This window comes from Roseateles sp. P5_E8, from assembly GCF_054177665.1.
In genome coordinates, this window is the sequence record NZ_JBGCUM010000012.1 from 111,525 (window position 1) to 138,150 (window position 26,626).

Here is a 26,626-nt window from a genome sequence, read left to right on the forward strand (position 1 = left end):
GAGCGTCGCTTCGACCGCCTTGGCGTGGGCAAACTAGTGCCCGTGTCCGACGCCCTACGCCCGCGCGCGCTGCGCCTCATCCGGCTGCTCAGCCGGCCAGGCTTTCACCTCTTCCTGACCGGTGCGCTGATCGTGCTCGGTTTCGTGCTCGCGCACCGCTTCAGTGAACGCAGCGGCCGCGAGGAGTTGTCGGCGCTCAGCACCGAGCGGCTGGAGCTCTACGCCTCCAACCTTGCCGCCGAGTTGGCGCGGCACGCGTCGTTGCCCAGCCTGCTCGCTATCGCGCCCACGCTGCAGGCGCTGATGCAGGCGCCCGACGATGAGCAAGCCCGCCGCGCCGCGAGCCAGATGCTGGCCCGCGTCAACGTGCGTGCCGGCACGCATCAGATCTTTGTCGCCAGCCCGCAGGGCCAGGTCTTGTCCGCCAGCGAGCCGCTGACGCCACCGGCCCGGCTCGCCGAGGCGCTGGCCCAGGGCCGCACCCACTTCTTCGCCGCCGACGCCAACACCGGCAGCACAGACTTCTACCTGTTGCACACGCTGCGCCAGGCCGGCCGCCCGGCGGGCGTCATCGTCGTGCGCTTCAACCTCGCGCCGCTGGAGGCCACCTGGGTGGACCTGGGCGCTCGCTCGCAGGGCGAACGCATCCTCGTCGCCGACGACCAGGACGTCGTCATCATGAGCTCGGTGCAGGCCTGGAAGTACACCGTGCTGGGCCACGCCGACCCCTCGCGCCGCCAGGCCCTGCAGGCCAGCGCGCGCTACCCGCAGGCGATAGGCGCTGACCTGGAGCTGCCGGCGTCGCTGGAGGTACACCAGGGCCAGCAGGTGTTGCTGCCTCCGCTCATCGCCTCAGGCGCCAAACCCATGCTGGCCCAGCAGCGCCAGATCGTGCCGCTGGGCCTGCGCCTGGTCGCGCTGTCGGACCTGAGCGAGGTACGCCAGCGCGCCCAGCTCGCAGCCTGGGGCGGTGCGGCCTTTGGCGCCAGCATCGGCCTGCTGGTGCTGTACTTGTCGTCACGCCGGCGTGCGCTGCGCCAGCTGACGCAAGCCCAGGCCGACTTGCGCCAGGCCCACGCCCAGCTGGAGCAACTGGTAGACAGCCGCACGGCCGAGCTGCGCCAGACCAATGAGGCGCTGAAGACTCAGATCGCCCAGCGCCTGCAGACCGAGGGCGAGCTGCTGCAAGCCAGCAAGCTGGCGGTGCTGGGGCAGATGTCGGCCGGGCTGTCGCACGAGGTCAACCAGCCGCTGACGGCCCTGCGCGCGCTGGCACGCAACTCCATGCGGCTGTTGGAGAGCGGCCGGCAGGATGCGGTGGCCACCAACCTGCAGCTGATGGACGACATGGTCGAGCGCATGAGCCAGATCACGCGCCAGCTGAAGAGCTTTGCGCGCAAGGCCGACGAGCAGGTCGCGGGCAGCACGCCCTTGCTCGCCTGTGTGCGCAACGCGCTGCTGCTGCTGGAACACCGCAGCCGGGCGCTGGACGTGCAGGCGCAGATCGACCTGCCCGCCGGCCTGCGCGTGCGGGCCGAGGCCAACCGGCTGGAGCAGGTGCTGGTGAACCTGTTCGGCAACGCCATCGATGCGATGCAGGGCGAGAACCAGCGCCTGCTGCGCGTGCAGGCTCAGTCGCTGGAGGCGGGCCGGCGCGTGCTGGTCCAGGTGCAGGACAGCGGCGCGGGCGTCAGCGACGAGCAGCTGCACCACCTCTTCGAGCCCTTCTTCACGACCAAGCCGGYCGGCRAAGGCCTGGGGCTGGGCCTGGTCATTTCCGCCAAGATCGTGCATGAGTTCGGCGGCACACTGCGCGCGGAACGGTTGGAGCACGGCATGAGTTTCGAGTTCGACCTGAGTGTGGACTCGTGGGAGCACCTAGATGTTTGAAGGCTACAAGGTCGTGTTCGTGGAGGACGACATGCCCGTGCGCGTCAGCCTCACGCAGACGCTGGAGCTGGAAGGCTTCGCCGTCCTGCCCTGCCGCAGCGCCGAGGAGGCCCTGCCCCACCTCCAGCCCGGTGCACCCGTCATCCTCATCACCGACGTGCGCCTGCCCGGCATGGACGGCCGCGCGCTGCTGGCCCATGTGCAGGCCACGGATTCCAGCATCCCCACCATCCTCATCACCGCCCACGGCGACGTGGCCATGGCCGTGCAGTCCATGCGCGCGGGCGCCTACGACTTCATCGAGAAGCCCTTTGCACCCGAGCGCCTGATCGACGTGGCCCGCCGCGCGCTGGACCTGCGCACGCTGCGCCACTCGGCCGACGAGCTGCGTGCCCAGCTGCAAAGCGCCAGCGGCATCGAGGCGGCGCTGCTGGGCCAGTCGCCCGGCATGCAGCAGCTGCGCCGCCAGGTGCTCAACCTCGCCGGCACGTCGGCCGACGTCCTGATCGTTGGCGAGACCGGCACCGGCAAAGAGCTGGTGGCGCGCTGCCTGCACGACCAGAGCGCACGGCGCGACCGCCATTTCGTCGCCATCAACTGCGGCGGCCTGCCTGAGGCGCTGTTCGAGAGCGAGCTGTTCGGCCACGAGGCCGGCTCGTTCACCAGTGCCGCCAAGCGCCGCATCGGCAAGATCGAGCATGCCAACGGCGGCACGCTGCTGCTGGACGAGATCGAGACCATGCCCGTCGCGCTGCAGATCAAGCTGCTGCGGGTGCTGCAGGAGCGGCGCATCGAGCGGCTGGGGTCCAACGAGGAGCTGCCGATCAACGTGCGCTTCATCGCCGCCAGCAAGTCGGACCTGCGCGAGCAGGCGGCCAGGAACGAGTTCCGCAACGACCTCTACTACCGCCTCAACATCGCCACGCTCAAGCTGCCACCGCTGCGCGAACGGCGCGATGACATCCCGCTGCTGTTCGAGCACTTCGTCGCCCAGGCCTGCATCCGCTACGAGCGTGCATCACCCGAGCTGACGCCCGAGAAGCTGCGCGAGCTGATGGCCCACGACTGGCCGGGCAATGTGCGCGAGATCCGCAATGCCGCCGACCGCTTCGTGCTCGCGCTGGACGACCTGGACCCGCAAGCCGCGCTGCAGGCCGTGCCCGCGCTGAACCTGGCGCGGCAGATGGACCTGGTCGAGAAGACGCTGATCGAGCAGGCTCTGCGCAGAACCCAGGGCAAGGTGCCCGCAGCGATGGAGCTGCTGGGTACGCCGCGCAAGACGCTGTATGACAAGCTGACCCGGCACGGCATCGTGCTGGACGACTTCCGCTAGCGGTATTTGTCGGGCTCGGGCGAATCTGTTGGCGCGGCGATGACGCGGCGGAAAGCCGCACTCATGGGCAGCTTGAGGTTCAGGCCCGAGGCCGGCAACGGCGACTCGAACCAGCGGCGGTAGATGGCATGGATCTCGCCGCTGCGGTAGAGGCCTTGTAACACCTCGTCGACCAGCGCCTTGAACTGCGGGTCGTTCTTGCGCAAGCCGATGGCGTAGGGCTCCACGGTCAGCGCCTGATCGGAGATGCGGTAATCGTCCGCGCCCGGGCCTTGCTGGGCCAGCAGCGCGCGCAGCAGCACGTCGTCCATCAGGAAGGCCGAGGCGCGGCCGCTGCGCAGCATCTGGAAGCCCTCGGGGTCGTCCAGGCCGCCGAGGATGCGGATGCCCAAGGCCTGCTGCTCGTTGACCTTGGCCAGGTGCTGGATGCTGGTCGTGCCAATGGTGGACGCGACCGTCTGGCCGCGCAGGTCGGCCAGGCCTTGCACACGCTCGGCGGCCCGCGTCATCAATCGCGTCTCGGCCACGAAGATGGTCAGCGAGAAGGCCTGGCTCCGCGCCCGTTCGGCCGTGTGCGTCGTGATGCCGCACTCCAGGTCCAGCGTGCCGTTGATGACCAGCGGCATGCGCGTGGCCGAGGCCACCTCGACGCGCCGCACCTCGATGTCTGGCAGCTGCAGCTTGCTGCGCACGGCGGCGACGATGCGCTCGCACAGCTCCACCGTGTAGCCGGTGGGGCGCAGTTGCGCGTCGAGGTAGGAGAACGGCAGCGAGGCCGGCCGATAGCCGATGACGATGACGCCGGTGTCGCGCACGCGGCTCAGCGTCGGGCCGTCGGCCGCCTGAGCGGCGACGCCCAGCAGCAACGCCGCGCTAGCCGCCAGCAGCCGCTTCATCGTCCAGGCGGCGCAGTTCGGCCAGCTTGTCGGCAATGCGCACTTCCAGGCCGCGCGGCACGGGCTCGTACCAGCGCTGGTCTTCGAGCCCGTCGGGCAGGTATTGCTCGCCGGCCGCGTAGCCCCCCGGCTCGTCGTGCGCGTAGCGGTAGGCCTTGCCGTAGCCCAGCTCTTTCATCAGCTTGGTCGGCGCGTTGCGCAGGTGCACGGGCACTGGGCGCGACTGGTCCTGCTTGATGAAGGTCTTGACCGCGTTGAAGGCCTTGTAGACCGCGTTGGACTTGGGTGCGACGGCGAGGAAGACGACCGCCTGCGCCAGCGCCAGCTCGCCCTCGGGCGAACCCAGGCGCTCATAGGTGTCGGCCGCATCCAGCGTCATGCGCAGCGCGCGCGGGTCGGCAAGGCCGATGTCTTCACTCGCCATGCGGATGAGGCGGCGGGCGATGTAGCGGGCGTCCACGCCGCCGTCCAGCATGCGCGCGAACCAATAGAGCGCGCCATCCGGATTGCTGCCGCGCACGGACTTGTGCAGGGCAGAGATGACGTCGTAGAACTGGTCGCCGCCCTTGTCATAGCGGCGCAACTGCTCGCCCAGCGTGCGCTCCAGCAGCGTTTCATCGATGAGGGCGCCATTGGCTAGCGCTGCAGCGGATTCCAGCGCGTTGAGCAACCGGCGGGCGTCACCATCGGCATAGCCGATGAGGCGATCGGCGGCTGGCTTCGTCGGTGGCTCGACGCCCAGCTCCGCCGCGCCACGTTCGATGAGCTGTTGCAGTTCGTCTGCATCCAGACTCTTCAGCACCTGCACCTGGGCGCGCGACAACAGCGCCGAGTTGACCTCGAAGCTGGGGTTCTCCGTCGTCGCGCCGATAAAGGTGAACAGGCCCGACTCGACGTGCGGCAGGAAGGCGTCCTGCTGGGCCTTGTTGAAGCGGTGGACCTCGTCGACGAAGAGCACCGTGCGCCGGCCCTGCTGCGCCGCGATCTGCGCGCGGTCCACAGCCTCGCGGATGTCCTTCACGCCGCCGAGCACGGCCGAGATGGCGATGAACTGCGCGTCGAAGGCCCCGGCCACGAGCCGCGCCAGCGTCGTCTTGCCGACGCCCGGCGGGCCCCACAGGATCATGCTTTGCAGCCGCCCCGCCTCGAAGGACGCACGCAGCGGCATGCCGGGGCCGAGAAGGTGGCGCTGGCCGATGACTTCGTCAAGCGTCTTGGGCCGCAGCCGCTCGGCCAGTGGCTGGGCAGGCGGATCGGCGTCGAACAGACCGGTCATTGCTCGATCAGATCAGCTCCGGCGGGCAGCTTGAACTGGAAGCGCTCGGCTGCCACCGGCACATTGGCCTGCACGGCGCTGAAGTCCAGCCGCGAGCGCTGGCCGAAGCCATCGACAATCTCCATCGCCGCCAGCTCCTTGGCCTTGAAGCCGAGCTTGAGCGACTGGATCGACGACTCGGCCTGCTTGGGCGTCGCCTGCACCCAGTCGATGCCGCCGTCGCTGGGCTGGGCCTTCAGCGTGAAGTCGCGTTCGAGGTTCGTGCCGGCGAGCAAGGCTGCGGGCGTCGCGCCGAGCGCATCGGCGAGCTTGCGCGAACTGGCCTGGTTGAGGTCGGCGTCATAGATCCAGACCTTGGTGCCGTCCGCCACGATGGTCTGCTCGAAGGGCTTGGCGTAGGCGAAGCGGAACTGGTTGGGCCGCTGGAACTCGAAGCTGCCCGACGACACCTTCTTGCGCTTGCCATCGGGCGATGTGACGGTCTGCGTGAAGTTGGCTTTGCCGCTCTTCACGTCACGGCCGAATTCGCGCAAGGCATCGACAGCGTCAGCATGGGCGATGCCGGCCAACAAAAAGCTGAGGGTGACAAGGGTGCGTTTCATTCGTCTCGTTTCGGGATGATCAATTCACGGCTGCCGTTGGACGCCAGCGCGCCGACCAGCCCCGAGTTCTCCATCTGCTCCAGCAGCCGCGCGGCGCGGTTGTAGCCTATGCGCAGATGGCGTTGTACGAGCGAGATCGATGCCTTGCGATGCTGTAGGACGATGCCCACGGCCTGGTCATACATCGGGTCAGCCTCACCGGCAGCCTCGCCTGGGGCAGGCGCTTCGCCGTCGATGCCGTCGAGCACGCCGCCTTCGAGAATGCCTTCGATGTAATTCGGTTCACCCTGGGACTTGATGTACTGCACAACGCGGTGGACCTCCTCGTCGCTGACAAAGGCGCCGTGCACGCGGATGGGCAGCCCCGTGCCCGAGGGCATGTAGAGCATGTCGCCCATGCCCAGCAGCGCCTCGGCGCCCATCTGGTCGAGGATGGTGCGGCTGTCGATCTTGGAGCTGACCTGGAAGGACAGGCGCGTCGGGATATTGGCCTTGATGAGGCCAGTGATGACGTCCACCGACGGCCGCTGCGTGGCCAGGATCAGGTGGATGCCGGCCGCGCGCGCCTTCTGCGCCAGGCGGGCGATCAACTCCTCAATCTTCTTGCCGACGACCATCATCAGGTCGGCCAGCTCATCGATGACGACGACGATGAAGGGCAGGCGTTCCAGCGGTTCCGGCTCGTCGTTGTTTAGCGCGAACGGGTTCGGAATGCTGATGCCGTTGGCCTTGGCCTCGTCGATCTTCTTGTTGTAGCCGGCCAGGTTGCGCACACCCATCTTGGACATGAGCTTGTAGCGACGCTCCATCTCGCCGACACACCAGTTCAGCGCGTTGCTGGCCTGCTTCATGTCCGTCACGACGGGCGCCAGCAGGTGCGGGATGCCCTCGTAGACGCTCATCTCCAGCATCTTGGGGTCGATGAGGATGAGCCGCACGTCGCGCGCCTCGGCCTTGTAGAGCAGGCTGAGGATCATCGCGTTGATGCCCACCGACTTGCCCGAGCCGGTCGTGCCGGCCACCAGGCAATGCGGCATCTTGGCCAGGTCCGCCACGATGGGCAGGCCGACGATGTCCTTGCCCAGGCCCATGGTCAGCTGGGATGCAGCGTCAGCGTAGATCTGCGAGCCGAGGATCTCGGACAGGCGGATGGTCTGGCGCCGCGCATTCGGCAGCTCCAGGGCCATGTAGTTCTTGCCAGGGATGGTCTCGACGACGCGGATGGACACCAGGCTCAGCGAGCGGGCCAGATCCTTGGCCAGGCCGACGATCTGCGAGCCCTTCACACCCACGGCCGGCTCGATCTCGTAACGCGTGATGACCGGGCCCGGCGACGCGGCGACGACATGCACCTCGACGCCGAAGTCACGCAGCTTCTTCTCGATGAGGCGGCTGGTCATCTCCAGCGACTCGGGCGTCACCGTCTCCTGGCGGCCCGGCGCGGCGTCCAGCAGGTCGACCTGCGGCAGCTTGGCGTCGCCGGCGTCGATGAACAGTGTCTGCTGGCGCTCCTTGGCCACTCGGGTGGACTGCGGCACCTCGACGACCGGCGCTTCGATGACGAGCGGCGCGTGGTCAGCCTCGACCTGGCGCTCGATCTGGCGCTCGACCTCGACCTCCTGCTCGCGCTCCTTCACGGCCAGCTCGCCAAACTTCTGGTCGGCCTTCAGCTCACGCTTTTCCAGGTATTGCTCGCGGAACTGCTCGATGCGCTCGCCGATGCGCTCGGCCAAGTGTCCCCAGGAGAAGCGGAACGCCCAGGACAAGCCAGTGAGCAGCAGCACGATCCAGACGACGCCAGAGCCGGCGAAACCGAGACCCTTCATGCCGAGTGGGCCGAGGGTGTAGCCGACAAGGCCGCCCGCATGGCCCGGTAGGCGCGTCTCGACGGCATAGAGCCGGCTCCACTCCAGCGCGCAGCTCGCGCCGATCAGCAGCAGCACGCCGACCCACCAGCGCAGGCGGCGGCTCCAGCGAACCGGCTCCGGCGTGTCGTGTCGAAGCACGCCGGCCAGGCCGCGCAGCCACGCTCGCACGGCGAGCAGCGGCAACCACCAGGCCGAGAAGCCGAACAGGAACAGTAGGCCGTCCGACACCCAGGCGCCGAAGGAGCCCACGCGGTTGCCGACGAGGTCGCGCTGGCCGCTGGTGGTGAATGCGGCGTCGCGCACGTCATGCGTGGCGAGCGCCAGCACGAGCAGGGCGAGCAGCAGCGCCGTCAACGCCAGCCATAAAGGCGTTCGCAGCAACCGCGAGGCGGCCGACGGCGGCGTCGCGGCGGGCTTGGGCGCCTGCCGGCGCGTGGGTTTGGCTGGGGCGGCGGGCTCGCTGGCGGCGTCGTCACCGCCCAGCAGGGAACCGAGGGGAAAACTCATCCCCGCATTGTCACCGTCAATCGTGGGTCAGCCGTTCCTTGATGACCACCGAACCGTTCTCAAGCGTTTCGATGACGCCGCGCTCCTCCAGGTCCTTCATGACCCGGCTGACCATCTCGCGCGACGCGCCCACGACCTTGGCCATATCCTGGCGCGAGACCTTGCCGCGGATCAGCTTGATGCCCTTCTCGTCCTCGGACATGTCCAGCAGTGTGCGCGCCACGCGGCCGTAGACGTCCAGCAGCGCGAGCGACTCGATCTGGCGGTCAGCGTTGCGCAGCCGCGCCACCAGGCCGCGCAGGATGCCGTAGGAGAGGCTGCTGCTCTCCGGCAGGCAGCGCGCAAACTCCAGGCGGCCAAGCACCAGCATGTCGGTCTGCACCTCGGCACGCACGGTGGCCGAGTGGGGTTCGTTGTCGATCAGGCTCATCTCGCCGACGTAGTCGCCCGACTGCAGCACGGCCAGGATGACCTCGCGGCCCCGGTGGTCGGCCGTCAGCACGCGGGCGCGGCCGTTCAGAAGGATGAAGAGGGCGTTGGACTTGGTGCCCTGCTCGACGATCAGCTCGCCACGCTTGAAGCGACGTTTGACGACGCTGTCAGCGATGGACTGGGCCTGGTCGGTGGTCAGCATCGAGAACAGCGGAACTCGTCGGATCAGGTCCAGATTGGAAATCATCGCCATATGCAGTCTCCAGGTTTGGGGCCCCAGGCCGACGGCCAGAAAGACGCCTGCCTAAAATGGCGTGCATTGTGCACACCCGGCGCGCTTCGCCGCTTCGGGTTAGGCCGGGGTAGCACCCCTAAAACACCCTTGCGAGATACCTCGCCGCCCTCACCTCCCCTGACATGACCGCCAACATCCAACATCACGGCCTGCTCATCCTCGGCTCGGGTCCCGCCGGCTACACCGCCGCCATCTACGCTGCACGCGCTAATCTCAAGCCTACGCTGATTACCGGCATGGCCCAAGGGGGTCAGCTCATGACCACGACCGAGGTCGACAACTGGCCCGCCGACGTTATGGGCGTGCAAGGGCCCGAGCTGATGCAGCGCTTCCTGGAGCATGCCGAGCGTTTCAACACGCAGATCGTCTTCGACCACATCAACAAGGTCGACTTCTCCAAGCGCCCGTTCACGCTGTTCGGCGACAGCGGCACCTACACCTGCGACGCACTCATCATTGCCACGGGCGCCTCGGCCAAATACCTCGGCCTGGAGTCCGAACAGTCCTTCATGGGCCGCGGCGTCAGCGCCTGCGCCACCTGCGACGGCTTCTTCTATCGCGAGCGTGAGGTCTGCGTCGTCGGCGGTGGCAACACGGCCGTCGAGGAAGCGCTGTATCTCTCCAACATCGCCAGCACCGTCCACCTGATCCACCGCCGCGACAAGTTCCGCGCCGAGCCCATCCTGGTCGACAAGCTGATGGAAAAGGCCGCCGCCGGCAAGATCGTGCTGCACCTCTTCCAGCAGCTCGACGAGGTGCTGGGCGACGCCTCTGGCGTGAACGGCGTGCGCACGCTGAACGTGAAGGACGGCAGCAAGGTCGACATCCCCGTGCACGGCTGCTTCATCGCCATCGGCCACCAGCCCAACACCGAGATCTTCCAGGGCCAGTTGGAGATGAAGGACGGCTACATCGTTACCAAGAGCGGCCTGAACGGCTTCGCGACGATGACCAGCGTGCCCGGCGTCTTCGCGGCCGGCGACGTGCAGGACCACATCTACCGCCAGGCCATCACCAGCGCCGGCACCGGCTGCATGGCGGCGCTGGACGCCCAGCGCTTTCTCGATCAAGAGAACGGTTGAGCCGCAGACCGGGCAAGCCCTTCCGGGCTTGCGGGTTTCCCGCTATACTCGCGGGCTTGCCTGCCGGATAGACCGCGCTTGGCCTTTGAATGAACGCTCAGAGGTCGGGTTTAGCAGGCATTTGCGGTCAATGGGTTGCTGGCGAGGTTTCTCGCAGCAACTGGTCAGTCGTCAACCGGAGAAGCGTCATGGCACGCGTCTGTCAAGTCACGGGCAAGAAGCCCATGGTCGGGAACAATGTTTCCCACGCCAACAACAAAACCAAGCGTCGGTTCCTGCCGAATCTGCAATACCGCCGTTTCTTTGTTGAATCGGAAAACCGCTGGATTCGCCTGCGCATCACCAATGCCGCTCTGCGTTTGATCGACAAGGTCGGCATCGACCAGGTCGTCGCCGACCTGCGGGCCAAGGGCGCGCTGTAAAGCGCACCGTTCACTGACCTACTGAAGGAACACGACCATGGCATCCAAAGGCGGCCGCGAGAAGATCAAGCTGGAGTCCACTGCGGGCACCGGCCACTTCTACACAACGAACAAGAACAAGAAGACCACGCCCCAAAAGCTGGAATTCATGAAGTTCGACCCCAAGGTGCGCAAGCACGTCCTGTACAAGGAAATCAAGCTGAAGTGATGACAGGCGGCGCAAGCTGCCTCAAACACTCGCTCGAAACAAAACCCGCCAAGCGGCAACGCTGGCGGGTTTTGTGTTTTTGGGCGCTCGGTTTAAGCAGCTTCAGCGCGGTGAAGCAGCGGCCGTGGTCGCGCGGAACTCATCCTGGAACCAGCGGTCGATCATGCGCTTCTCATAGCGCAGCGTGTCGCTGTTGAAGTAGCTGCTGAAACCGTTCTGGTAGTTCATGTCGCGCAACTCGGCCTTGCCCTGCTGCATGACCTTGCCGCCATCGAGCACTTCGTAGTTCAGCGAGATGGAAGGCAGCGTCACCGTGCGCATGACGCGCACCCACGTGGCACTGCGGCCGAAGGGCTCGACATTGCCGGCCAGGTCCACGTCGGTCACATTGATGCGCACATCGCGCCCGGGCAGGTACTTCTGCGCCTGCGCCACCAGATGCGCCTCGATGTCCTTCAGGATCTCCTCCTGACGAAAGCCGTTGTTGTCCTTGATGTCGACGAACGTCTCAGGCTTGACGAAATTCACCTGCACGTCGGCTTGTGCGGTGGCGGTCAGGGCCAACAGGCCCAGCGTGATCCAGCGGTAGTTCATGGCAACCTCCTAAGTCAAGGACTGCATGCATCAAGTCTAGGCCAGACCAAGAAAAAGGGCGCCACGAAGGGCGCCCTTTACACCGGCGAAACCCGACTCAAGCGTGGGCAGCACGCAGGCGCATGGAGAAGGCTTGCAGCTCGGCAATGCCGCTTTCCTCGGCGCGGCGGCACCAGGCTTGCAAGTCGGCCACCAATTGCTCGGCCGACACATTCGTGCGGGTCCACATCTGGCGCAGTTCTTCGCGCATGGTCACCAGTTTATCGATGACCGGGCTGGCCGCGCGCACATGGGCCAGGTCGCCATGGACGCCGGCCGGGATGCGGTCTTCGTCGCGGTGCAGCCAGCGCTGGGCCAGCTTGAATTGCGTGAAGCGCTCGCTGTGCTGGCCGCCTTCAGCCTTGACGCGGGCCAGTTCGGCCGCGCAAGCCGCCTTCAGGCCACGGGCGTAGGTGGCCATCACTTCATAGCGGTTGGCGATCAACGCCTCCAGCGTGCGCGCATCAGCGGCCGGCTTGATCTCGCCCAGACTCAGCTTGGGCGCCGTCTTGCGAACCTTGGCCCAACCGATCATTTCCATGGCGCGGATATAGCCCCAGCCGATGTCGAACTCGTACTTCTTGACCGAAAACTTGGCCGAAGTCGGGTAGGTGTGATGGTTGTTGTGCAGCTCTTCGCCACCGATCAGGATGCCCCAGGGCACCACGTTGGTCGACGCATCGGGCGCTTCAAAGTTGCGATAGCCCCAGYAGTGGCCGATGCCGTTGATGAYGCCGGTCGCCCAGACCGGGATCCAGGCCATCTGGATGGCCCAGACCGTTGCACCGATGGCGCCGAAGGCCAGCAGATTCAGGATCAGCATCAGTGCCACACCCTGCCACGAGAAGCGGGTGTACAGGTTGCGCTCGATCCAGTCGTCCGGCGTGCCCGTGCCGTACTTGCGCATGGTCTCCATGTTGCGCGACTCGGCGCGGTAGAGCTCGACGCCGGTCAGCAGCAAGGCCTTGAGGCCACGGGTCTGCGGGCTGTGCGGGTCTTCCTCGGTCTCGCACTTGGCGTGGTGCTTGCGGTGGATGGCGACGAACTCCTTGGTCACCATGCCCGTGGTCAGCCACAGCCAGAAACGGAAGAAATGCGAGGGGATCGGACCGAGTTCCAGCGCGCGGTGCGACTGCGCCCTGTGCAGGAAGATCGTCACGGCAGAAATGGTGATGTGCGTCGCCACCAGAGTGAAGGCAAGCACCTGCCAACCGCTGGCACCGAGCAAGCCATCGCTCAGCCAATTCACCAGCGTGTTCAGAATTTCGTTCATGCGTCCGAGACCTCACCCGCGAAGGGCATGCAAAGGAATGTCAATTGTAGGGGAGAGCCCCCAAAAACAAGGGGTAGAGGGCACCGCATTCAAGCGTAGACGTGCGTTGCGACGCAGTCTTTGACGCCGATCAATCCGCCCGTTCCCATGCGACGGCGAAAAATCCGTCGGTGGAGTGGCGGTGGGGCCACAGGCGGAGTGCGCCGTTTTCCACAAGTTCGCCCGCGCGGTCGACCTGCGACTTGGCAAGCGCCTCGTCCGCCGCTAGGGGCTTGAAGCCGGGGTGGGCGGCTGAAAACTCCGCCGCGATGACCTCATTCTCGGCGTCGAGCAGACTGCAGGTCGCGTAGACCAGCCGGCCGCCCGGCTTCACCAGACGGGCGGCGCTGGCCAGGATGGCGCGCTGCTTGTCCTGCAACTCGGCCACGCTCTTGGGCGACTGGCGCCACTTCAGGTCCGGGTTGCGACGCAGCGTGCCCAGGCCCGAGCAMGGCGCATCGACCAGCACACGGTCGATCTTGCCGGCCAGGCGCTTGATGCGGTCGTCGCGCTCATGGGCGATCTGGGCCGGGTAGACGTTGGACAGGCCGCTGCGCGCCAGGCGCGGCTTCATCGCCGTCAACCGGTGGCCGGAGGTGTCGAAGGCATAGAGCCGGCCGGTGTTGCGCATCGCCGCGCCCAGTGCCAAGGTCTTGCCGCCGGCGCCGGCGCAGAAGTCCACCACCATCTCGCCGCGCTTGGGCGCCAGCAGCAGGGCCAGCAACTGGCTGCCTTCGTCCTGCACCTCGACACCACCGCTCGTGAACAACTCCAGCTTGTGCAGCGCCGGCTTGCCATCGATGCGCAGGCCCAGCGGCGAGTAAGGCGTGGGGACGGCGTCAATGCCCGCGGCCTTCAGTTGCTCCTGGGCCTCCTCGCGCTTGAACTTGAGCGCGTTGACGCGCAGGTCCAGCGGCGCCGCCTCGTTCAGCGCGGTGGCGAGCTTCCAGAACTCTTCGTCGCCCAGGCGCGCCAGCAGCGGCTCGGCCAGCCATTCGGGCATGTTGTGGCGCATCTTGGACGCCAGGCTCATCGGATCTATGGCCTGGACCTGCTCCAGCCAGTGCTGCTCCTGCGGGCTGAGGGCTCCGCGCAGGAAGGCGGTATTGCCGCGCCAGGCCAGCATGGCCAGGCGGCGGTGCATGGAGCCGCTGCCGCTCTGGGCCAGGTTCTGGAACTTGATTCGCTCGCGCAGCAGCGCGTAGACGGTCTCGGCGAGGACGCCGCGCTCGCGCTGGCCGAGGTTCTTGTGTTGACGGAAAAAGGCGGAGACGGTGGAGTCGGCCGGGAATTCGAGCTGGTTCACGACGGCGATCAGCTCGGCGCTCAGCTCCAGGAGGGCATTAGGATGCATCGCCCCATTATCCCAAGCCGCATCGCCGCCCTGAATGAATCTCTGGACCCAGTTGCGCCTGCGCCCCCGGCTGCTGCTGGCCATCCTCGCCGGCAGCGCCCTCGCCGCGTTGTGGCCGGGCCAGTTGCCGACGACGACGCGACTGCTGCTGGGCTGGGACTTCACGTTGTGGATCTACCTGCCGCTGGCGCTGTGGATGATGCTGGGCCGCGCCGGCTCGGTGAATGTGCAGGAGCGCGCCAAGGGGCTGGTGGAAGGCCTTCCGGTGATGCTGCTGCTGGCTGTCAGCGGCGCGCTGGCAAGTTTCGGCGCCATCGCACTGGAGCTGGGTTCGGCAAAAGGCAGCCACAGCGCCGATGGCTTGACGCTGGCCTTCGCCATCGCCACGGTTTGCAGTTCCTGGCTGCTGCTACCGGTGGAGTTCGGCATCGCCTACGCCAGCCTGTACCACGGCGGCGGCAAGGCCGCGCACGGGTTGGAGTTCCCCGGTGACGACGGGCCACCAGACTACGGCGACTTCCTCTATTTCTCCATCACCGTGGCGGCCACGTCGCAGACCTCGGACGTCGGCGTCAGCTCGCGGGCCATGCGCCGACTGGTGCTGGCTCAGGCCCTACTGGCCTTCGTCTTCAACACCGGCGTGCTGGCGTTGACGGTCAACATTTTGGCCGGGCTGATCAGCTGAAGAGTTGCTGCGCCGCGCCGTCGCGGTGGGCGACGCGCTCGCCGTCCCACACCAGCGCGTCTTCGACAAACCAGCGCACCGACTGTGGATAAATGCGGTGCTCAGCCGTCAGCACGCGGGCCGACAGCGCCTTGGCGTCATCGCCCGGCAGCACCGGCACGGCGGCCTGCATGACGATGGCGCCATGGTCCAGTTCGGCGGTGACGAAATGCACCGTCACGCCGGCGATCTTGCAGCCCATCTCAATCGCCCGCTCATGCGTGTGCAGACCGGTGAAGGCCGGCAGCAGCGACGGGTGGATGTTGAGCATGCGGCGCGCGTAGCGGGCAGTGAAGCCAGGCGTCAGGATGCGCATGAAGCCGGCCAACACGACGAGGTCGGGCGAGAAGCCGTCGATGACGCGGGCCAGCTCGGCGTCGAAATCCACGCGGCTGGCGTAGGCCTTGTGGTCGACAACGGCTGTAGCGATGCCGTGCCCGGCGGCGAACTGCAGGCCGCCCGCGTCGGGCCGGTTGCTGATGACGGCTGCAACCTCGGCCGGCCAGCCCTCGGCCGCGCAGGCCTTGATGATGGCCTCCATGTTGGAGCCCCGCCCCGAAATCAGAATCACCAGTCGCTTCATGGGCCGGCAGTGTAGGACGCTGACCCCTGCCCTTCGGCAGGGCAACGGCCGTGAACGACAATCCGCGCCCCATGACGACACCCGTCCTTTCCCGACAGCGCGTTCTGTCGGGCATGCGCCCAACAGGCGCACTCCACCTCGGCCACTATCACGGCGCCCTCAAGAACTGGGTGCGGCTGCAGGACAGCCACGACTGCTTCTTCTTCGTCGCCGACTGGCATGCACTGACCACGCAGCGCCCCAGCGGCGAGACGCTGGCTCGGCATGCCTACGAGATGGTCACCGACTGGCTGGCCGCCGGCGTCGACCCCGAGCGCTGCACGCTGTTCCTGCAAAGCCGCATGCCCGAGCATGCCGAGCTGTTCACGCTGCTGGCCATGTGCACGCCGTCGAGCTGGCTGGCGCGCATGCCCAGCTACAAGGACCAGGTCGCCGCCGACCCCGAGCTGGCCACCTACGGCTTCCTCGGCTACCCGCTGCTGCAGGCGGCCGACATCCTGCTCTACAAGCCGGCCGGCGTGCCGGTGGGCGAGGACCAGGCGGCCCACGTCGAGGTGACCCGCGAGGTGGCGCGGCGCTTCAACCGGCTTTATCAGCCGGTCTTCGTCGAACCGCAGGCCCTGCTGACCGAGACCGCCCGCGTGCCCGGGCTGGATGGCCAGAAGATGAGCAAGAGCCTGGACAACGCGATCGCGATGCGCGACGCACCCGAGGTGACGGCGGCAAAGCTTCGCACCATGCCGACCGATCCGCAGCGCGTGCGCCGCACCGACCCCGGCGACCCGGCTCGCTGCCCTGTCTGGCCACTGCACCAGATCTACACCGACGAAGCCACCCGCGCCGCCTGCGACACCGGCTGCCGCACGGCCCGCATCGGCTGCCTGGACTGCAAGCAGCCGCTCATCGAAGCCATCCAGCGAGAACAGGCGCCCTGGCGCGAACGCGCTGCGGCGCTGGACCCGCAGCAGTTGCAATGGACGCTGGAGGTCGGCACCGAGCGGGCCCGCGCCGTGGCGCGCAAGACGCTGCGCGAGGTGCGTGGCGCGATGGGGTTGGTCGTTTGAGTTCGTCGATCCATGTCACCGACCTCGAAGCCGCCATCAACTGGTGGCGCGAGCGTTCCCCGTCGCCAGACGGCATCAGCGCGGCGCCGGAGGTGCGTGCGCTGGCGACGGCTTATGCGCTACTCGCGTGGAACCGGGCGACCGAGCTGAACGTCGACTCGCTGAGCGACAAGGCGCTCGACGCCTGGCTCGCCTGGTACACGACAACACCCGACTCACCCTGCATCGCCATCTGCTCCACGGCCCAGGGCGATCCCATCTGCAAGGGCTGCGGCCGCACTTTTGACGAGGTGCAGCACTGGCCGGGGCTGGACCCGTTCGAGAAGCGCATCGTCTGGCATCGCATCGTTCGGGAAGGCACCGCCTGGCGTTTCAACCGCTACGCGGAACGGGTCACGCGATGAACCGAATCCGCTTCATCGACAGCGTCCGCCGCCTGGTGCCACTGGCCTGGCCCGTCCTCGTCGGCCAGATCGCCGTGATGATGTTCAGCACCATCGACACGCTGATGATGGGCCGCGTCGGCCCCGCGGACCTGGCGGCGCTGGCGGTCGGCTCGGCCGTCTACGTGACCATCTTTGTCGGCCTGATGGGCGTGGTGCTGGCCGTCGGCCCCATCGCCGGCCGTCAGTTCGGCGCCGGCGACCTGCCCGGCGCCGGCCAGACCTTCGTGCAGGCGCAGTGGCTGTCGGTGCTGCTGTGCGTGCCGGGCTGCCTGGCGCTGTGGTTCCCCGACGTCTTCATCTGGCTGGCCCAACTGGATGCGACGCAGGCGGCCAAGGTGCAGGCCTACACGCGGCCCGAGGCGTTCGCGCTGCCGGCCGCCCTGCTGTTCACGGCCTTCCGCGGCTTCTCGACGTCGGTGAGCCGGCCCAAGGCCGTCATGGCCATGCAGCTGACCGGCCTGGCGGCCAAGGTGCCGCTGAATGCCGTGCTGGTGTTCGGCTGGGGGCCGATTCCCGCCATGGGTGTGGCCGGCTGCGGTTGGGCCACGGCCATCGCAATGACGGCGCAGGCCCTGGTGGCGCTATGGCTGCTGCGCCGCGACGCCTTCTACCTGCCCTTCCAGATCGCCCACCTGTGGCAGACGCGGCCCGACTGGCGGCAACTGGCGGGACTGGTGCGCCTGGGCCTGCCGATGGGTGGCTCCATCCTCGTCGAGGTGACGGGCTTCACCTTCATGGCGTTTTTCATCGCGCGCCTGGGCGCAACACCGGTGGCCGGCCATCAGATCGCCGTCAACCTGGTGGCCATGATGTTCATGATCGCGCTCGCCCTGGCCATGGCGGCCCTGACGCTGGTGGCTCAGCACCTGGGCGCCGGGCAGAAGCGAGAAGCGCGCATCGTCGGTCGACATGCCATGGTGCTCGCGGCTCTCGTGGCGGCCACGGTGGGCGCCGTCGTGGCGTTGGCACAAGAGCCCATCGTGGCGCTCTACACGTCCAACCCCGAGGCCGCCGCGGCGGCACTGCCGCTGCTGGTGTGGGTGTGGTTCTTCCACCTCGGCGACGCGCTGCAGACGGTGGCGGCCCACGTGCTGCGCGCCTATCAGGTGGCAACACTGCCGATGATCATCTACGTCATCGCGCTATGGGGCCTGGGAATCGGCGGCGGCTATTTCCTCGCCTTTGGCACGAACGGCAATGGCGCGGTTGGCTTTTGGCAGGCTGCAACTGGCGGCCTGCTTGCCGCAGCGCTGCTGCTCAGCCTGCTGCTGAAGCGGGTGTTCGACGGGAACCGCTAACTCTAGGACTTGGCGGCAGGCAGGAAGATCACGAAACGGCTGCCGCCGCCATCGCGCGGCAGGCAGCGCACGCTGCCACCGTGGCGCTCGGCGATCTGCTTGACCAGGCTCAGACCCAGGCCCACGCCACCCGCCATCTCGGCGTGGCCGGGCAGGCGGTAGAAGGGTTCGAAAATGCGCTCGCGCAGCTCAGCCGGCACGCCGGGGCCGCGGTCGGCGACGGTGAATTCATAACCACCGGCGACCGGGCGCAGCGACAGCTCCACCTCGGGCCCGCCGTAGCGGCGCGCGTTGTCGAGCAGGTTGCGCAAGGCGCGGCGCAGCAGGCGCTCCTGGCCGTCGACGCGGGCGGCGTCGGTCTCGGGCTCGAAGGCCGCCTCGGCGCGGGCCGCCTCCTCGGCGCCCAGCGCCAGCAGCTCCACCACATAGGTCTCGCCGACCGCACTGCCCGCTTCCAGGCGGCTGGCCAGCAGCACTTCCTCGACGAGGGCGTCCAGCTCGGCAATGTTGACGTCGATCTCGCGCGCCAGGCGCTCGCGCTGCGGCGGCGCGGCGTCGTCCAGCATGGCGAAGGCCATCTTCAGCCGCGCCAAGGGCGAGCGCAGCTCGTGGCTGGCGTTGGCCAGCAGGGTCTGGTGGGAGCGCAGCAGCGTCTCGATGCGCTCCGCCGCCTGATTGAAGCTGGTGGCCAGCGCCGCCACCTCGTCACGGCCACTGCCGTCGACTCGGTGATGCAACTGACCGGCGCCGAACTGCTCGACGCCGCGCTTGAGTGCTTCCAGCCGGCGCGTCAACCGGCGCACGACCGGGTAGGCGCCGACCGCCACGCCGATGAAGAGCAGCAGCAGCACGACGGCCAGCGTCGACACGGCCGGCGCGCCGGGCGACACGGGGCGGTGCAGCCAGGGGCTGGTCCAGGGGCCCTCGTCCACACGCTGCGGGCGGGCGCCCGGGCCGGGGCCGCCCGGAGCCGAGGCGCCGGGGCCACTGCCCTGGAAATTCGGTGGGCGCACGCTGCGCACCATCTCCAGGCTGCGGCCATCACCCAGGCTCGCATTGACGATGATGGCCCCTGGGTCGTCAGCGCGGCGCTGGTACATCTGCGTCGTCGCGATGCGCTTGCCGCTGGCGTCCTCCAGCGCAATTGGCATGCGCAGACGCAAGCCCCAGTCGGCGAAGGCGGCGGCCTGTGCCTCACGCGGCGCATCGGCCGGCGGCAGCGCGAGCTTGAGCAGCCCGGCCATCGCGTTCAGCCGCTCACCCGCCGCCAGTTCGACATTGCCGCGCTCCTGCTCGATGTGGCGCTGGAACAGCCACGCCGAGCCGAAGGCAAACGCAAGCAGCAGCGCCACCAGCGTCAGGTAGATGCGGACGTAGAGACTTTTCAAGCGCTGTCCGCGTCGGCGTCCTGCTTGCGCGCAAAAACGTAGCCGGCGCCGCGCACGGTCAGCACGCGACGCGGGTTCTTGGCGTCATCCTCGATGACGGCCCGGATGCGCGAGATGTGCACGTCGATGGAGCGGTCGAAGGCCTCCAGCGGATGGCCCTTGAGCGCGTCCATGATCTGGTCGCGGCTCAGCACGCGGCCGGGGCTTTGCGCCAGCACGACGAGCAGGTCAAATTGGTGGCTGGTCAGGTCGCAGATCTTGCCGTCCAGGCGCGCCACGCGGGCGGCCAGGTCGATCTCCAGGCGGCCGAAGCGCAGCACCTCGTCGCCGTCGAGCTTGGGCTCCAGCCGGCGCAGCAGCGCCTTGATGCGGGCCTGCAACTCGCGCGGCTCGAAGGGCTTGGCGAGGTAGTCGTCGGCGCCCAGCTCCAGGCCGAGGATGCGGTCCATGGGCTCGCCACGGGCCGACAGCATCAGCACCGGCTGGTGGCGCCAGCGGGCGTCGCCGCGCAGCCAGCGGCAGAAGTCCAGACCGTCGCCGTCGGGCAGCATCAGGTCCAGCACCAGCAGTTCATAGCGGCCGTGCGCCAGCGCGTCACGCGCCTGCGCCAAGCTGCCGGCCGTGCTGACTTCAAAGCCGGCAGCACGGAGGTAGTCACCCACCATGCCGGTCAGGCGGGTGTCGTCGTCGATCAACAGCAGTCGAGCACTCATCGGCGGGGCTAGCGAGGTAAACGGGGGCCGGCGCGTTTCGGCGCCGGCGGGTCGGGGCTCAAGCATCGCAGAACTCCTCACCTGGGGCGAATCAGCCGGGACGATGGTGAGCGGCGGCGCGGGCCTGGCGCTTCTTCATGACCTCGGCGATCCTGGCGCGCTGCTCGGGCGTCAGCACGCGGGCGGCGTCGATGCTGGCCTGGCTGAGGCGCTTGGAAGCGGCCTCGTGCTGGGCGCTGATCTGGGCGCGGGTGGCCTCGATGGCGGCGGCGTCGATGTTGGGCGCGGTGTAAAGCGTGGCCATTTGCTGGTGCAGCTTCATGCCGGCTTCACGCTGGCCAGTGAGGTCCTGGCGCGCGGCCTTGAAGATGGCTGCGATCTGGCTGCGCTGCGAGTCCGTCGCGTTGACGAGGTCGAGCGCGTGCTCGATGTGGCCGCCGAACAGGCCACCGGGCGCCATCATGGCCGCGCCACCGCGATGATGCCCACCGGGGCCGCCAGGGCCGGGTTGGGCGTGGGCCGCAACACCGCCGATGGCCAGGGCCGCAGCCACCGTGCCGACGCGCAACAGGTTCTTGATCTGGAAGGTTCTCATCACAGGTCTCCTGGAAGGAAGAGGGAGTGAAGTGATCTTCTGAGCAGCCTGTGTGGGATCTTTGGGGGTGGGGTAAAGAACTGTGTCCCGATGTCGTCGCCAGGCTTACGCCGAGCGACGACGCTCATCACTTGATGGGCTTGAAGCGCATGCGCTTCGGGCGCGCGCCTTCCTCGCCCAGGCGCTTCTTCTTGTCGGCTTCGTACTCGTGGAAGTTGCCGTCGTAGAAGAACCACTGCGAGTTGCCTTCGCAGGCCAGGATGTGGGTGCAGATGCGGTCCAGGAACCAGCGGTCATGGCTGATGACCATGGCCGAGCCGGCGAACTCCAGCAGCGCTTCTTCCAGCGCGCGCAGGGTTTCCACGTCCAGGTCGTTGGACGGTTCGTCAAGCATCAAGACGTTGCCACCCTGGGCCAGCGTCTTGGCCAGGTGCAGTCGGCCGCGTTCACCGCCGGACAGCGCGCCGACCAGCTTCTGCTGGTCGTTGCCCTTGAAGTTGAAGCGGCCCAGATAGGCGCGGCTGGGCATGATGAACTTGCCGACGATGATGTTGTCCAGGCCGCCGGAGACGTCCTGCCAGACCGTCTTGTCGGCTTCCATGCTGTCGCGGCTCTGGTCCACAAACGCCATCTTGGCCGTCTTGCCAATCTTGACCGTGCCGCTGTCCGGCTGCTCCACGCCCTGCAGCATGCGGAACATGGTCGACTTGCCGGCACCGTTGGGGCCGATGATGCCGACGATGGCACCGGCCGGCACCTTGAAGCTGAGGTTGTCGATCAGCAGGCGGTCACCAAAGCTCTTGCTGACGTTCTCGAATTCGATGACTTCATTACCCAGGCGCTCGGCCACGGGGATGAAGATTTCGTTGGTCTCGTTGCGCTTCTGGTAATCGACGTCCGAGAGTTCCTCGAAGCGGGCCAGGCGCGCCTTGCTCTTCGCCTGGCGGCCCTTGGCGTTGGAGCGCACCCACTTCAGCTCTTCCTTCATCGCCTTGCTGCGGGCGTCCTCGCTCTTCTGCTCGCTCTCCAGGCGCTTTTCCTTCTGGTCCAGCCAGTCGGAGTAGTTGCCCTTCCACGGGATGCCSTGGCCGCGGTCGAGTTCGAGGATCCACTCGGCCGCGTTGTCCAGGAAGTAGCGATCGTGGGTGATGGCCACCACGGTGCCGGGGAAGCGCTGCAGGAACTGCTCCAGCCACTCGACGGACTCGGCGTCCAAGTGGTTGGTGGGTTCATCGAGCAGCAGCATGTCCGGCTTGGAAAGCAGCAGGCGGCACAGCGCCACACGGCGCTTTTCACCGCCGGACAACACGCCGATGACGGCGTCCCAGGGCGGCAGGTTCAGCGCGTCGGCGGCCATTTCGAGCTGCAGATCGGTGTTCTCGGAACCGGCGGCGGCAATGATGGATTCCAGCTCGCCCTGTTCGGCGGCCAGCGCGTCGAAGTCGGCGTCTTCCTCGGCGTAAGCAGCGTAGACCTCGTCCAGGCGCTTCTTGGCGGCCAGCACGCCGCCGATGCCTTCTTCCACGGCTTCACGCACGGTCTGCTCGGGGTTCAGGCGCGGCTCCTGCTCCAGGTAGCCGATCTTGATGCCCGGCATCGGCGTGGCTTCGCCCTCGTACTCCTTGTCCACGCCGGCCATGATCTTCAGGATGGTCGACTTGCCCGAGCCGTTCACGCCCAGCACGCCGATCTTGGCGCCGGGGAAGAAGCTCAGCGAGATGTCCTTGAGGATGTGGCGCTTGGGGGGAACCGTCTTGTTGACGCGGTTCATGCTGAAGACGTACTGGGCCATGGCTGCAATGCTGAGGTGATGCGCGGCGGGCTGCCGCGAAAGGCGCGATTGTCGCCGCAGCGCGCATCGACCCGTGCGGATTGCACATTCCACCCTCCGCGTCCCCGCGCTCGCGGGATGAACCGCCAGCCGCGGATCAACACAATGCAAGGCATGAAAACCCTTGCCATCCTCAGTGCCGCCCTGCTCGCTACCGCTGCCCAAGCGCAGACCGTATTCAGCGACAGCTTCGATGCCAATGTGCTCAACCTGAACGCCGTGCCGACCGGCTGGACCGTCACCAACGCCGGGACGGTCGACGTCATCGGCGGAGGCCTGTTCGGCGAACTGTGTGCCGGCAGCGGCACCTGCATCGACCTGGACGGCAGCAACGGCCTGTCCGGCGTGCTCAGCCGCAGCGTCACGCTGAACGCCGGCACGACCTACACGCTGAGCTTCGACATCGCCGGCAACCGCCGCGGTGCCGGCACCGAGACCGGCACCGTCAACCTCGGCACCGCAAGCCTGAACTACAGCCTGGCCGACAGCAGCGGCGCCGCGCCCTACCAGCACCTGTCACTGGCCTTCACGCCCGGCGTGACCAGCTCGTACACGCTCAGCTTCGCCAACTTCGGCGGCGACAACCAGGGTGCCATCCTGGACAACGTCACACTGACGGCCGCAGTGCCCGAGCCGGCCAGCGCTGCGCTGCTGCTGCTGGGCCTGGGCGGCGTCATGCTGCTCAAGCGCAAGCGCGACTGACCTGCGGCGGCGAACCGGCCGCCCCACCCCTAGACTGGCCACCCGTCGTATCGATGAGGTGGCCATGTCGTTTCTGCGCTCCGTCTGTCTCATCCTGACCTTGCTGGGCGCGTTGCCGGCAAGCGCCCAGAGCCTGCGCTGGTCCAGCCAGGGCGACATGCAGACCACCGATCCGCATTCGCAGAACGAGGTCATGACCAACAGCCTGAACAACCAGGTCTACGAGAGCCTGACCCGGCGCATGAAGGACATGAGCATGGCGCCGGCGCTGGCCGCCGAGTGGACGCAGGTCACGCCGCTGATCTGGCGTTTCAAGCTGCGCCCCGGCGTCAAGTTCCACGACGGCACGCCCTTCACGGCCGAGGACGTCGTGTTCTCCATGCAGCGCCTGCGCGACGACAACTCGCCGCAGCGCGTCTTTGCGAACGCCGTCGGGATGCCGAAGGCGCTGGACCCGCTGACCGTCGTCTTCACCCTCGACAAGCCCAACCCCATCGTTCCCGAACTGCTGGCCAATCTCTTCATCATGAGCCGGCGCTGGTGCGAGGAGCACCGCGTCACGCGGCCGCTGAACTTCAAGCAGCAGGAGGAGTCCTATGCCAGCCAGAACGCCAATGGCACCGGCCCCTTCATCCTGGTCAGCCGCCAACCCGGCGTGAAGACGGTCTTCAAGCGCAACCCGAACTGGTGGAACAAGTTCGAGGGCAACCTGCAGGAGTTCGTCTACATGCCGATCTCCAACGACGCGACGCGCACGGCGGCCCTCATCTCGGGCGAGATCGACTTCGTGCTCGACCCCGCGCCGCGCGACGTGGCCCGGCTGCGCACCCTACCCAACCTGAAGGTGCTGGACGGCGCGGAGAACCGCATCGTCTACATCGGCATGGACCAGACGCGCGACAAGCTGCTCTACGGCCAGGCGCCTGGCGACAAAAACCCCTTGAAGGACCTGCGCGTGCGCAAGGCCCTGTATCACGCCATCGACATCGAGGCCATCAAGACCAAGCTGATGTCGGGTTATGCCCTGCCCACCGGCGGCCTGACCTCGTCGCCACGTGGTGCCTACGGGGACGCCAAGCTGGAGACCCGCCTGCCCTACGACCCCGCTGCGGCCAGGAAACTGCTCGCTGAGGCCGGCTACGCCGACGGCTTCGACATCACGATGGACTGCCCCAACAACCGCTACGTCAACGACGAGCGCATCTGCATCGCACTGGCCAGCATGTGGGCTCAGATCAAGGTCCGCGTGAAGGTCAACGCGATGCCGCGCACCCTCTTCTTCCCGAAGATCGAGAAGTTCGACACCAGCCTGTTCCTGGCCGGCTGGGGTGGTGGCTCGACCGATGCCGACGTCATGCTGACGCCCGTGCTGCGCAATCGCGGCGAGCAGGGTGTGGGCGTGGCCAACTACGGCGGGATCGTCAACAACGAGGGCGACGCGCTGGCGGCCGCCTCCACCATCGAGACCGACGCCAAAAAGCGCGAGGCCCTCGTCAAGGCCGCGTTGCAGGCCTACCGTGACCAGGTCAACATCATTCCGCTGCACCGCCAGGTCATCCCCTGGGCCATGAAACGCGAAGTCAGCATCCCGCATTCGCCCAACAACTGGGCAAGCATGGACTGGGTCACGGTCGGCAAGTAGCGCGGCCCGTTAGAATGCCAGCCATCCGCCGCGCTTCTCAGTCTTGCGCGGCGTTCTCTTTTCAGCCCCTGCACGCCGCCCGGCTGCCCGAAGACTGGTTGCGACTCTCCGTTGCAACGGCAGCTGATGCGAACAGGCGTGCTCACACCCCAACTCGATGACTTTCGAAACTCTCGGCCTGGCCGAGCCCTTGCTGCGCGCCATTTCCGACGCTGGCTACACCACTCCCACCCCCATCCAGGCCCAGGCCATTCCCGCCGTCTTGAACGGTGGTGACCTGCTGGCCGGCGCCCAGACCGGCACCGGCAAGACCGCCGGCTTCACGCTGCCGCTGCTGCACCGCCTGTCCACCGGCGAGAAAGTGCTGAACAAGCGCGGCAAGATCGCCATCCGCGCCCTCGTGCTGACGCCCACCCGCGAACTGGCCGCCCAGGTCGAGGAAAGCGTGCAGACCTACGGCAAGTACCTGCCGCTGAAGAGCATGGTCATGTTCGGCGGCGTCGGCATGCAGCCGCAGATCAACAAGCTGCGCGACGGCGTCGACATCCTCGTCGCCACGCCCGGCCGCCTGCTCGACCACGCGCAGCAAGGCACGCTGGACCTGTCGCAAGTGCAGATCCTCGTGCTCGACGAAGCCGACCGCATGCTCGACATGGGCTTCGTGCACGACATCAAGAAGGTGCTGGCCCTGCTGCCGGCCAAGAAGCAGTCGCTGCTGTTCAGCGCGACCTTCAGCGACGAGATCAAGAACCTCGCCGACCGCCTGCTCAACGCCCCGGCGCTGATCGAAGTGGCCCGCCGCAACCAGACCGCCGAGGCCATCGAGCAGAAGGTCCACCCGGTCGGTCGCGAGCGCAAGAAGGAGCTGCTGGTTCACCTGATCAAGGGCGGTGTGAGCGGTGAGCCCTGGCAGCAGGTGCTGATCTTCACGCGCATGAAGCACGGCGCCAACCGCCTGACGGACTACCTGAACGACCAGGGCATCAGCGCCATGGCCATTCACGGCAACAAGAGCCAGGGTGCCCGCACCAAGGCGCTGGCCGACTTCAAGACCGGCGACCTGACCTGCCTGGTGGCGACCGACATCGCCGCCCGCGGCATCGACATCGACCAGCTGCCCCACGTCGTCAACTTCGAGCTGCCCAACGTGGCCGAAGACTATGTGCACCGCATCGGCCGCACCGGCCGCGCCGGCGCCACGGGCGAGGCGGTCAGCCTGGTCTGTGTCGACGAGAACGGCTTCCTGAAGGAGATCGAGCGCCTCATCAAGCGCGAGATTCCGCGCGAGATCGTGGCCGGCTTCGCCCCTGATCCCAACGAGCGCGCCGAGCCCATCGTGCTGGGCCGCACCGTGCTGAACCCCAACGGCAGCCGGGGCCGCAACCCCAACCCGCCGGCTGGCGCCAACGGCCGTGGTGGTCGTGGCGGCGGCGGTGGTGGTGGCCGCGGTGGCGACAGCCGTGGCGGTCAACGCGACGGCGGCCGTCCGAGCGGCAAGCCGGGCGGCGCGCACGCCGGCCACGGCGGCGC

General features: G+C 67.3%; 25 protein-coding genes. 12 read left to right on the top strand and 13 right to left on the bottom strand.

Annotated elements, in window-relative coordinates; translation table 11 throughout:
- Positions 1 to 42 precede the first annotated feature (42 nt).
- Together ACXRVZ_RS09875 and ACXRVZ_RS09880 are read left to right on the top strand one after the other, a co-directional pair.
- Positions 43 to 1,890, top strand: coding sequence for a sensor histidine kinase (locus ACXRVZ_RS09875; protein ID WP_458232362.1), 1,848 nt, complete (start codon positions 43 to 45; stop codon positions 1,888 to 1,890).
- Positions 1,883 to 3,223 carry a sigma-54-dependent transcriptional regulator gene (locus ACXRVZ_RS09880; protein ID WP_457421097.1) on the top strand — a complete coding sequence of 447 codons (1,341 nt, stop codon included), beginning with the start codon at positions 1,883 to 1,885 and terminating at the stop codon, positions 3,221 to 3,223. Before ACXRVZ_RS09875 ends, ACXRVZ_RS09880 begins: the two co-directional genes overlap by 8 nt.
- On the opposite strand, the gene ACXRVZ_RS09885 is transcribed toward ACXRVZ_RS09880, so the two are convergent.
- Genes ACXRVZ_RS09885 through ACXRVZ_RS09905 form a run of 5 tightly spaced genes read right to left on the bottom strand, consistent with a single transcriptional unit; the run spans position 3,220 to position 9,057 of the window.
- Positions 3,220 to 4,119 carry an amino acid ABC transporter substrate-binding protein gene (locus tag ACXRVZ_RS09885; RefSeq protein ID WP_457421095.1) on the bottom strand — a complete coding sequence of 300 codons (900 nt, stop codon included), beginning with the start codon at positions 4,117 to 4,119 and terminating at the stop codon, positions 3,220 to 3,222. The genes ACXRVZ_RS09880 and ACXRVZ_RS09885 overlap by 4 nt on opposite strands.
- On the bottom strand, positions 4,097 to 5,395 hold the full coding sequence (locus tag ACXRVZ_RS09890) for a replication-associated recombination protein A (protein WP_457421093.1): 1,299 nt from the start codon (positions 5,393 to 5,395) through the stop codon (positions 4,097 to 4,099). Before ACXRVZ_RS09890 ends, ACXRVZ_RS09885 begins: the two co-directional genes overlap by 23 nt.
- Positions 5,392 to 5,997, bottom strand: coding sequence for an outer membrane lipoprotein chaperone LolA (lolA, locus tag ACXRVZ_RS09895; RefSeq protein WP_457421091.1), 606 nt, complete (start codon positions 5,995 to 5,997; stop codon positions 5,392 to 5,394). Before lolA ends, ACXRVZ_RS09890 begins: the two co-directional genes overlap by 4 nt.
- Positions 5,994 to 8,372, bottom strand: coding sequence for a DNA translocase FtsK (locus ACXRVZ_RS09900; RefSeq protein WP_457421089.1), 2,379 nt, complete (start codon positions 8,370 to 8,372; stop codon positions 5,994 to 5,996). Before ACXRVZ_RS09900 ends, lolA begins: the two co-directional genes overlap by 4 nt.
- A 16-nt stretch (positions 8,373 to 8,388) precedes the next feature.
- Positions 8,389 to 9,057 (bottom strand): Crp/Fnr family transcriptional regulator, encoded by a 669-nt coding sequence (locus ACXRVZ_RS09905; protein ID WP_056196243.1) that lies wholly within the window; start codon positions 9,055 to 9,057, stop codon positions 8,389 to 8,391.
- A gap of 164 nt (positions 9,058 to 9,221) precedes the next feature.
- Between ACXRVZ_RS09905 and trxB the strand changes: the two genes are divergently transcribed.
- The 3 genes from trxB to rpmG all read left to right on the top strand — a co-directional run bounded on the left by trxB (position 9,222) and on the right by rpmG (position 10,811).
- The gene (trxB, locus tag ACXRVZ_RS09910; protein ID WP_457421087.1) at positions 9,222 to 10,181 is read left to right on the top strand and encodes a thioredoxin-disulfide reductase; all 960 of its coding nucleotides are present in this window, start codon (positions 9,222 to 9,224) and stop codon (positions 10,179 to 10,181) included.
- A 188-nt stretch (positions 10,182 to 10,369) separates the two neighbouring features.
- On the top strand, positions 10,370 to 10,603 hold the full coding sequence (gene rpmB / locus ACXRVZ_RS09915) for a 50S ribosomal protein L28 (RefSeq protein ID WP_457421085.1): 234 nt from the start codon (positions 10,370 to 10,372) through the stop codon (positions 10,601 to 10,603).
- Positions 10,604 to 10,640: 37 nt separating this feature from the next.
- On the top strand, positions 10,641 to 10,811 hold the full coding sequence (rpmG, locus tag ACXRVZ_RS09920) for a 50S ribosomal protein L33 (protein ID WP_348010927.1): 171 nt from the start codon (positions 10,641 to 10,643) through the stop codon (positions 10,809 to 10,811).
- Between the two features lie 102 nt (positions 10,812 to 10,913).
- Here the strand turns inward: rpmG and ACXRVZ_RS09925 are convergent, their stop codons facing one another.
- The 3 genes from ACXRVZ_RS09925 to ACXRVZ_RS09935 all read right to left on the bottom strand — a co-directional run bounded on the left by ACXRVZ_RS09925 (position 10,914) and on the right by ACXRVZ_RS09935 (position 14,110).
- A complete protein-coding gene (locus ACXRVZ_RS09925) occupies positions 10,914 to 11,405 on the bottom strand; it encodes a DUF3016 domain-containing protein (protein ID WP_457421082.1) in 492 nt (163 codons plus the stop codon).
- 97 nt (positions 11,406 to 11,502) lie between these two features.
- Positions 11,503 to 12,717, bottom strand: a complete 1,215-nt coding sequence (locus tag ACXRVZ_RS09930) for a DesA family fatty acid desaturase (RefSeq protein ID WP_458232363.1) — start codon at positions 12,715 to 12,717, stop codon at positions 11,503 to 11,505.
- Positions 12,718 to 12,847: 130 nt separating this feature from the next.
- The gene (locus tag ACXRVZ_RS09935) at positions 12,848 to 14,110 is read right to left on the bottom strand and encodes an RsmB/NOP family class I SAM-dependent RNA methyltransferase (RefSeq protein WP_457421078.1); all 1,263 of its coding nucleotides are present in this window, start codon (positions 14,108 to 14,110) and stop codon (positions 12,848 to 12,850) included.
- Positions 14,111 to 14,144: 34 nt separating this feature from the next.
- Here ACXRVZ_RS09935 and ACXRVZ_RS09940 point away from each other — a divergent pair, with 34 nt between their 5' ends.
- On the top strand, positions 14,145 to 14,795 hold the full coding sequence (locus ACXRVZ_RS09940; protein WP_457421076.1) for a DUF1345 domain-containing protein: 651 nt from the start codon (positions 14,145 to 14,147) through the stop codon (positions 14,793 to 14,795).
- Here ACXRVZ_RS09940 and purN read toward each other — a convergent pair.
- A complete protein-coding gene (gene purN / locus ACXRVZ_RS09945; protein ID WP_457421074.1) occupies positions 14,788 to 15,417 on the bottom strand; it encodes a phosphoribosylglycinamide formyltransferase in 630 nt (209 codons plus the stop codon). The genes ACXRVZ_RS09940 and purN overlap by 8 nt on opposite strands.
- Before the next feature lie 71 nt (positions 15,418 to 15,488).
- Between purN and trpS the strand changes: the two genes are divergently transcribed.
- From trpS to ACXRVZ_RS09960, 3 genes are read left to right on the top strand one after another with little or no spacing between them, the layout of a single operon-like run.
- A complete protein-coding gene (trpS, locus tag ACXRVZ_RS09950) occupies positions 15,489 to 16,481 on the top strand; it encodes a tryptophan--tRNA ligase (RefSeq protein WP_457421072.1) in 993 nt (330 codons plus the stop codon).
- Positions 16,478 to 16,885, top strand: a complete 408-nt coding sequence (locus tag ACXRVZ_RS09955; protein WP_457421070.1) for a DUF3717 domain-containing protein — start codon at positions 16,478 to 16,480, stop codon at positions 16,883 to 16,885. The genes trpS and ACXRVZ_RS09955 overlap by 4 nt, the downstream gene beginning before the upstream one ends.
- Positions 16,882 to 18,225: an MATE family efflux transporter gene (locus tag ACXRVZ_RS09960; protein WP_457421068.1), complete on the top strand. Its 1,344-nt coding sequence runs from the start codon at positions 16,882 to 16,884 to the stop codon at positions 18,223 to 18,225. Before ACXRVZ_RS09955 ends, ACXRVZ_RS09960 begins: the two co-directional genes overlap by 4 nt.
- 2 nt (positions 18,226 to 18,227) lie before the next feature.
- Here ACXRVZ_RS09960 and ACXRVZ_RS09965 read toward each other — a convergent pair whose 3' ends face one another.
- From ACXRVZ_RS09965 to ettA, 4 genes are all read right to left on the bottom strand, one after another.
- Positions 18,228 to 19,613 carry a HAMP domain-containing sensor histidine kinase gene (locus ACXRVZ_RS09965; protein ID WP_457421066.1) on the bottom strand — a complete coding sequence of 462 codons (1,386 nt, stop codon included), beginning with the start codon at positions 19,611 to 19,613 and terminating at the stop codon, positions 18,228 to 18,230.
- Positions 19,610 to 20,326 (bottom strand): response regulator, encoded by a 717-nt coding sequence (locus ACXRVZ_RS09970; protein ID WP_457421064.1) that lies wholly within the window; start codon positions 20,324 to 20,326, stop codon positions 19,610 to 19,612. Before ACXRVZ_RS09970 ends, ACXRVZ_RS09965 begins: the two co-directional genes overlap by 4 nt.
- A 91-nt stretch (positions 20,327 to 20,417) precedes the next feature.
- The gene (locus ACXRVZ_RS09975) at positions 20,418 to 20,921 is read right to left on the bottom strand and encodes a Spy/CpxP family protein refolding chaperone (RefSeq protein WP_457421062.1); all 504 of its coding nucleotides are present in this window, start codon (positions 20,919 to 20,921) and stop codon (positions 20,418 to 20,420) included.
- A 127-nt stretch (positions 20,922 to 21,048) separates the two neighbouring features.
- A complete protein-coding gene (gene ettA / locus ACXRVZ_RS09980; RefSeq protein WP_458232364.1) occupies positions 21,049 to 22,713 on the bottom strand; it encodes an energy-dependent translational throttle protein EttA in 1,665 nt (554 codons plus the stop codon).
- Between the two features lie 153 nt (positions 22,714 to 22,866).
- Here ettA and ACXRVZ_RS09985 point away from each other — a divergent pair, with 153 nt between their 5' ends.
- From ACXRVZ_RS09985 to ACXRVZ_RS09995, 3 genes are all read left to right on the top strand, one after another.
- Positions 22,867 to 23,454: a DUF642 domain-containing protein gene (locus tag ACXRVZ_RS09985; protein WP_458232365.1), complete on the top strand. Its 588-nt coding sequence runs from the start codon at positions 22,867 to 22,869 to the stop codon at positions 23,452 to 23,454.
- Between the two features lie 64 nt (positions 23,455 to 23,518).
- Complete coding sequence (locus ACXRVZ_RS09990) at positions 23,519 to 25,096, top strand: ABC transporter substrate-binding protein (RefSeq protein WP_457421056.1); 1,578 nt, start codon at positions 23,519 to 23,521, stop codon at positions 25,094 to 25,096.
- Positions 25,097 to 25,253: 157 nt separating this feature from the next.
- A partial coding sequence (locus tag ACXRVZ_RS09995) for a DEAD/DEAH box helicase (protein WP_458232366.1) occupies positions 25,254 to 26,626 on the top strand: 1,373 nt, incomplete at its 3' end.

Coding starts and splice junctions, on each gene's coding strand:
- ACXRVZ_RS09960 (WP_457421068.1), top strand. CDS start 16,882: ATGAACCGAATCCGCTTCATCGACAGCGTCCGCCGCCTGGTGCCACTG.
- ACXRVZ_RS09890 (WP_457421093.1), bottom strand. CDS start 5,395: ATGACCGGTCTGTTCGACGCCGATCCGCCTGCCCAGCCACTGGCCGAG.
- ACXRVZ_RS09900 (WP_457421089.1), bottom strand. CDS start 8,372: ATGAGTTTTCCCCTCGGTTCCCTGCTGGGCGGTGACGACGCCGCCAGC.
- rpmB (WP_457421085.1), top strand. CDS start 10,370: ATGGCACGCGTCTGTCAAGTCACGGGCAAGAAGCCCATGGTCGGGAAC.
- ACXRVZ_RS09990 (WP_457421056.1), top strand. CDS start 23,519: ATGTCGTTTCTGCGCTCCGTCTGTCTCATCCTGACCTTGCTGGGCGCG.
- purN (WP_457421074.1), bottom strand. CDS start 15,417: ATGAAGCGACTGGTGATTCTGATTTCGGGGCGGGGCTCCAACATGGAG.
- rpmG (WP_348010927.1), top strand. CDS start 10,641: ATGGCATCCAAAGGCGGCCGCGAGAAGATCAAGCTGGAGTCCACTGCG.
- ACXRVZ_RS09880 (WP_457421097.1), top strand. CDS start 1,883: ATGTTTGAAGGCTACAAGGTCGTGTTCGTGGAGGACGACATGCCCGTG.
- ACXRVZ_RS09985 (WP_458232365.1), top strand. CDS start 22,867: ATGAAAACCCTTGCCATCCTCAGTGCCGCCCTGCTCGCTACCGCTGCC.
- lolA (WP_457421091.1), bottom strand. CDS start 5,997: ATGAAACGCACCCTTGTCACCCTCAGCTTTTTGTTGGCCGGCATCGCC.
- ACXRVZ_RS09975 (WP_457421062.1), bottom strand. CDS start 20,921: ATGAGAACCTTCCAGATCAAGAACCTGTTGCGCGTCGGCACGGTGGCT.
- ACXRVZ_RS09885 (WP_457421095.1), bottom strand. CDS start 4,119: ATGAAGCGGCTGCTGGCGGCTAGCGCGGCGTTGCTGCTGGGCGTCGCC.
- trxB (WP_457421087.1), top strand. CDS start 9,222: ATGACCGCCAACATCCAACATCACGGCCTGCTCATCCTCGGCTCGGGT.
- ACXRVZ_RS09925 (WP_457421082.1), bottom strand. CDS start 11,405: ATGAACTACCGCTGGATCACGCTGGGCCTGTTGGCCCTGACCGCCACC.
- trpS (WP_457421072.1), top strand. CDS start 15,489: ATGACGACACCCGTCCTTTCCCGACAGCGCGTTCTGTCGGGCATGCGC.
- ACXRVZ_RS09940 (WP_457421076.1), top strand. CDS start 14,145: ATGAATCTCTGGACCCAGTTGCGCCTGCGCCCCCGGCTGCTGCTGGCC.
- ACXRVZ_RS09905 (WP_056196243.1), bottom strand. CDS start 9,057: ATGGCGATGATTTCCAATCTGGACCTGATCCGACGAGTTCCGCTGTTC.
- ACXRVZ_RS09970 (WP_457421064.1), bottom strand. CDS start 20,326: ATGAGTGCTCGACTGCTGTTGATCGACGACGACACCCGCCTGACCGGC.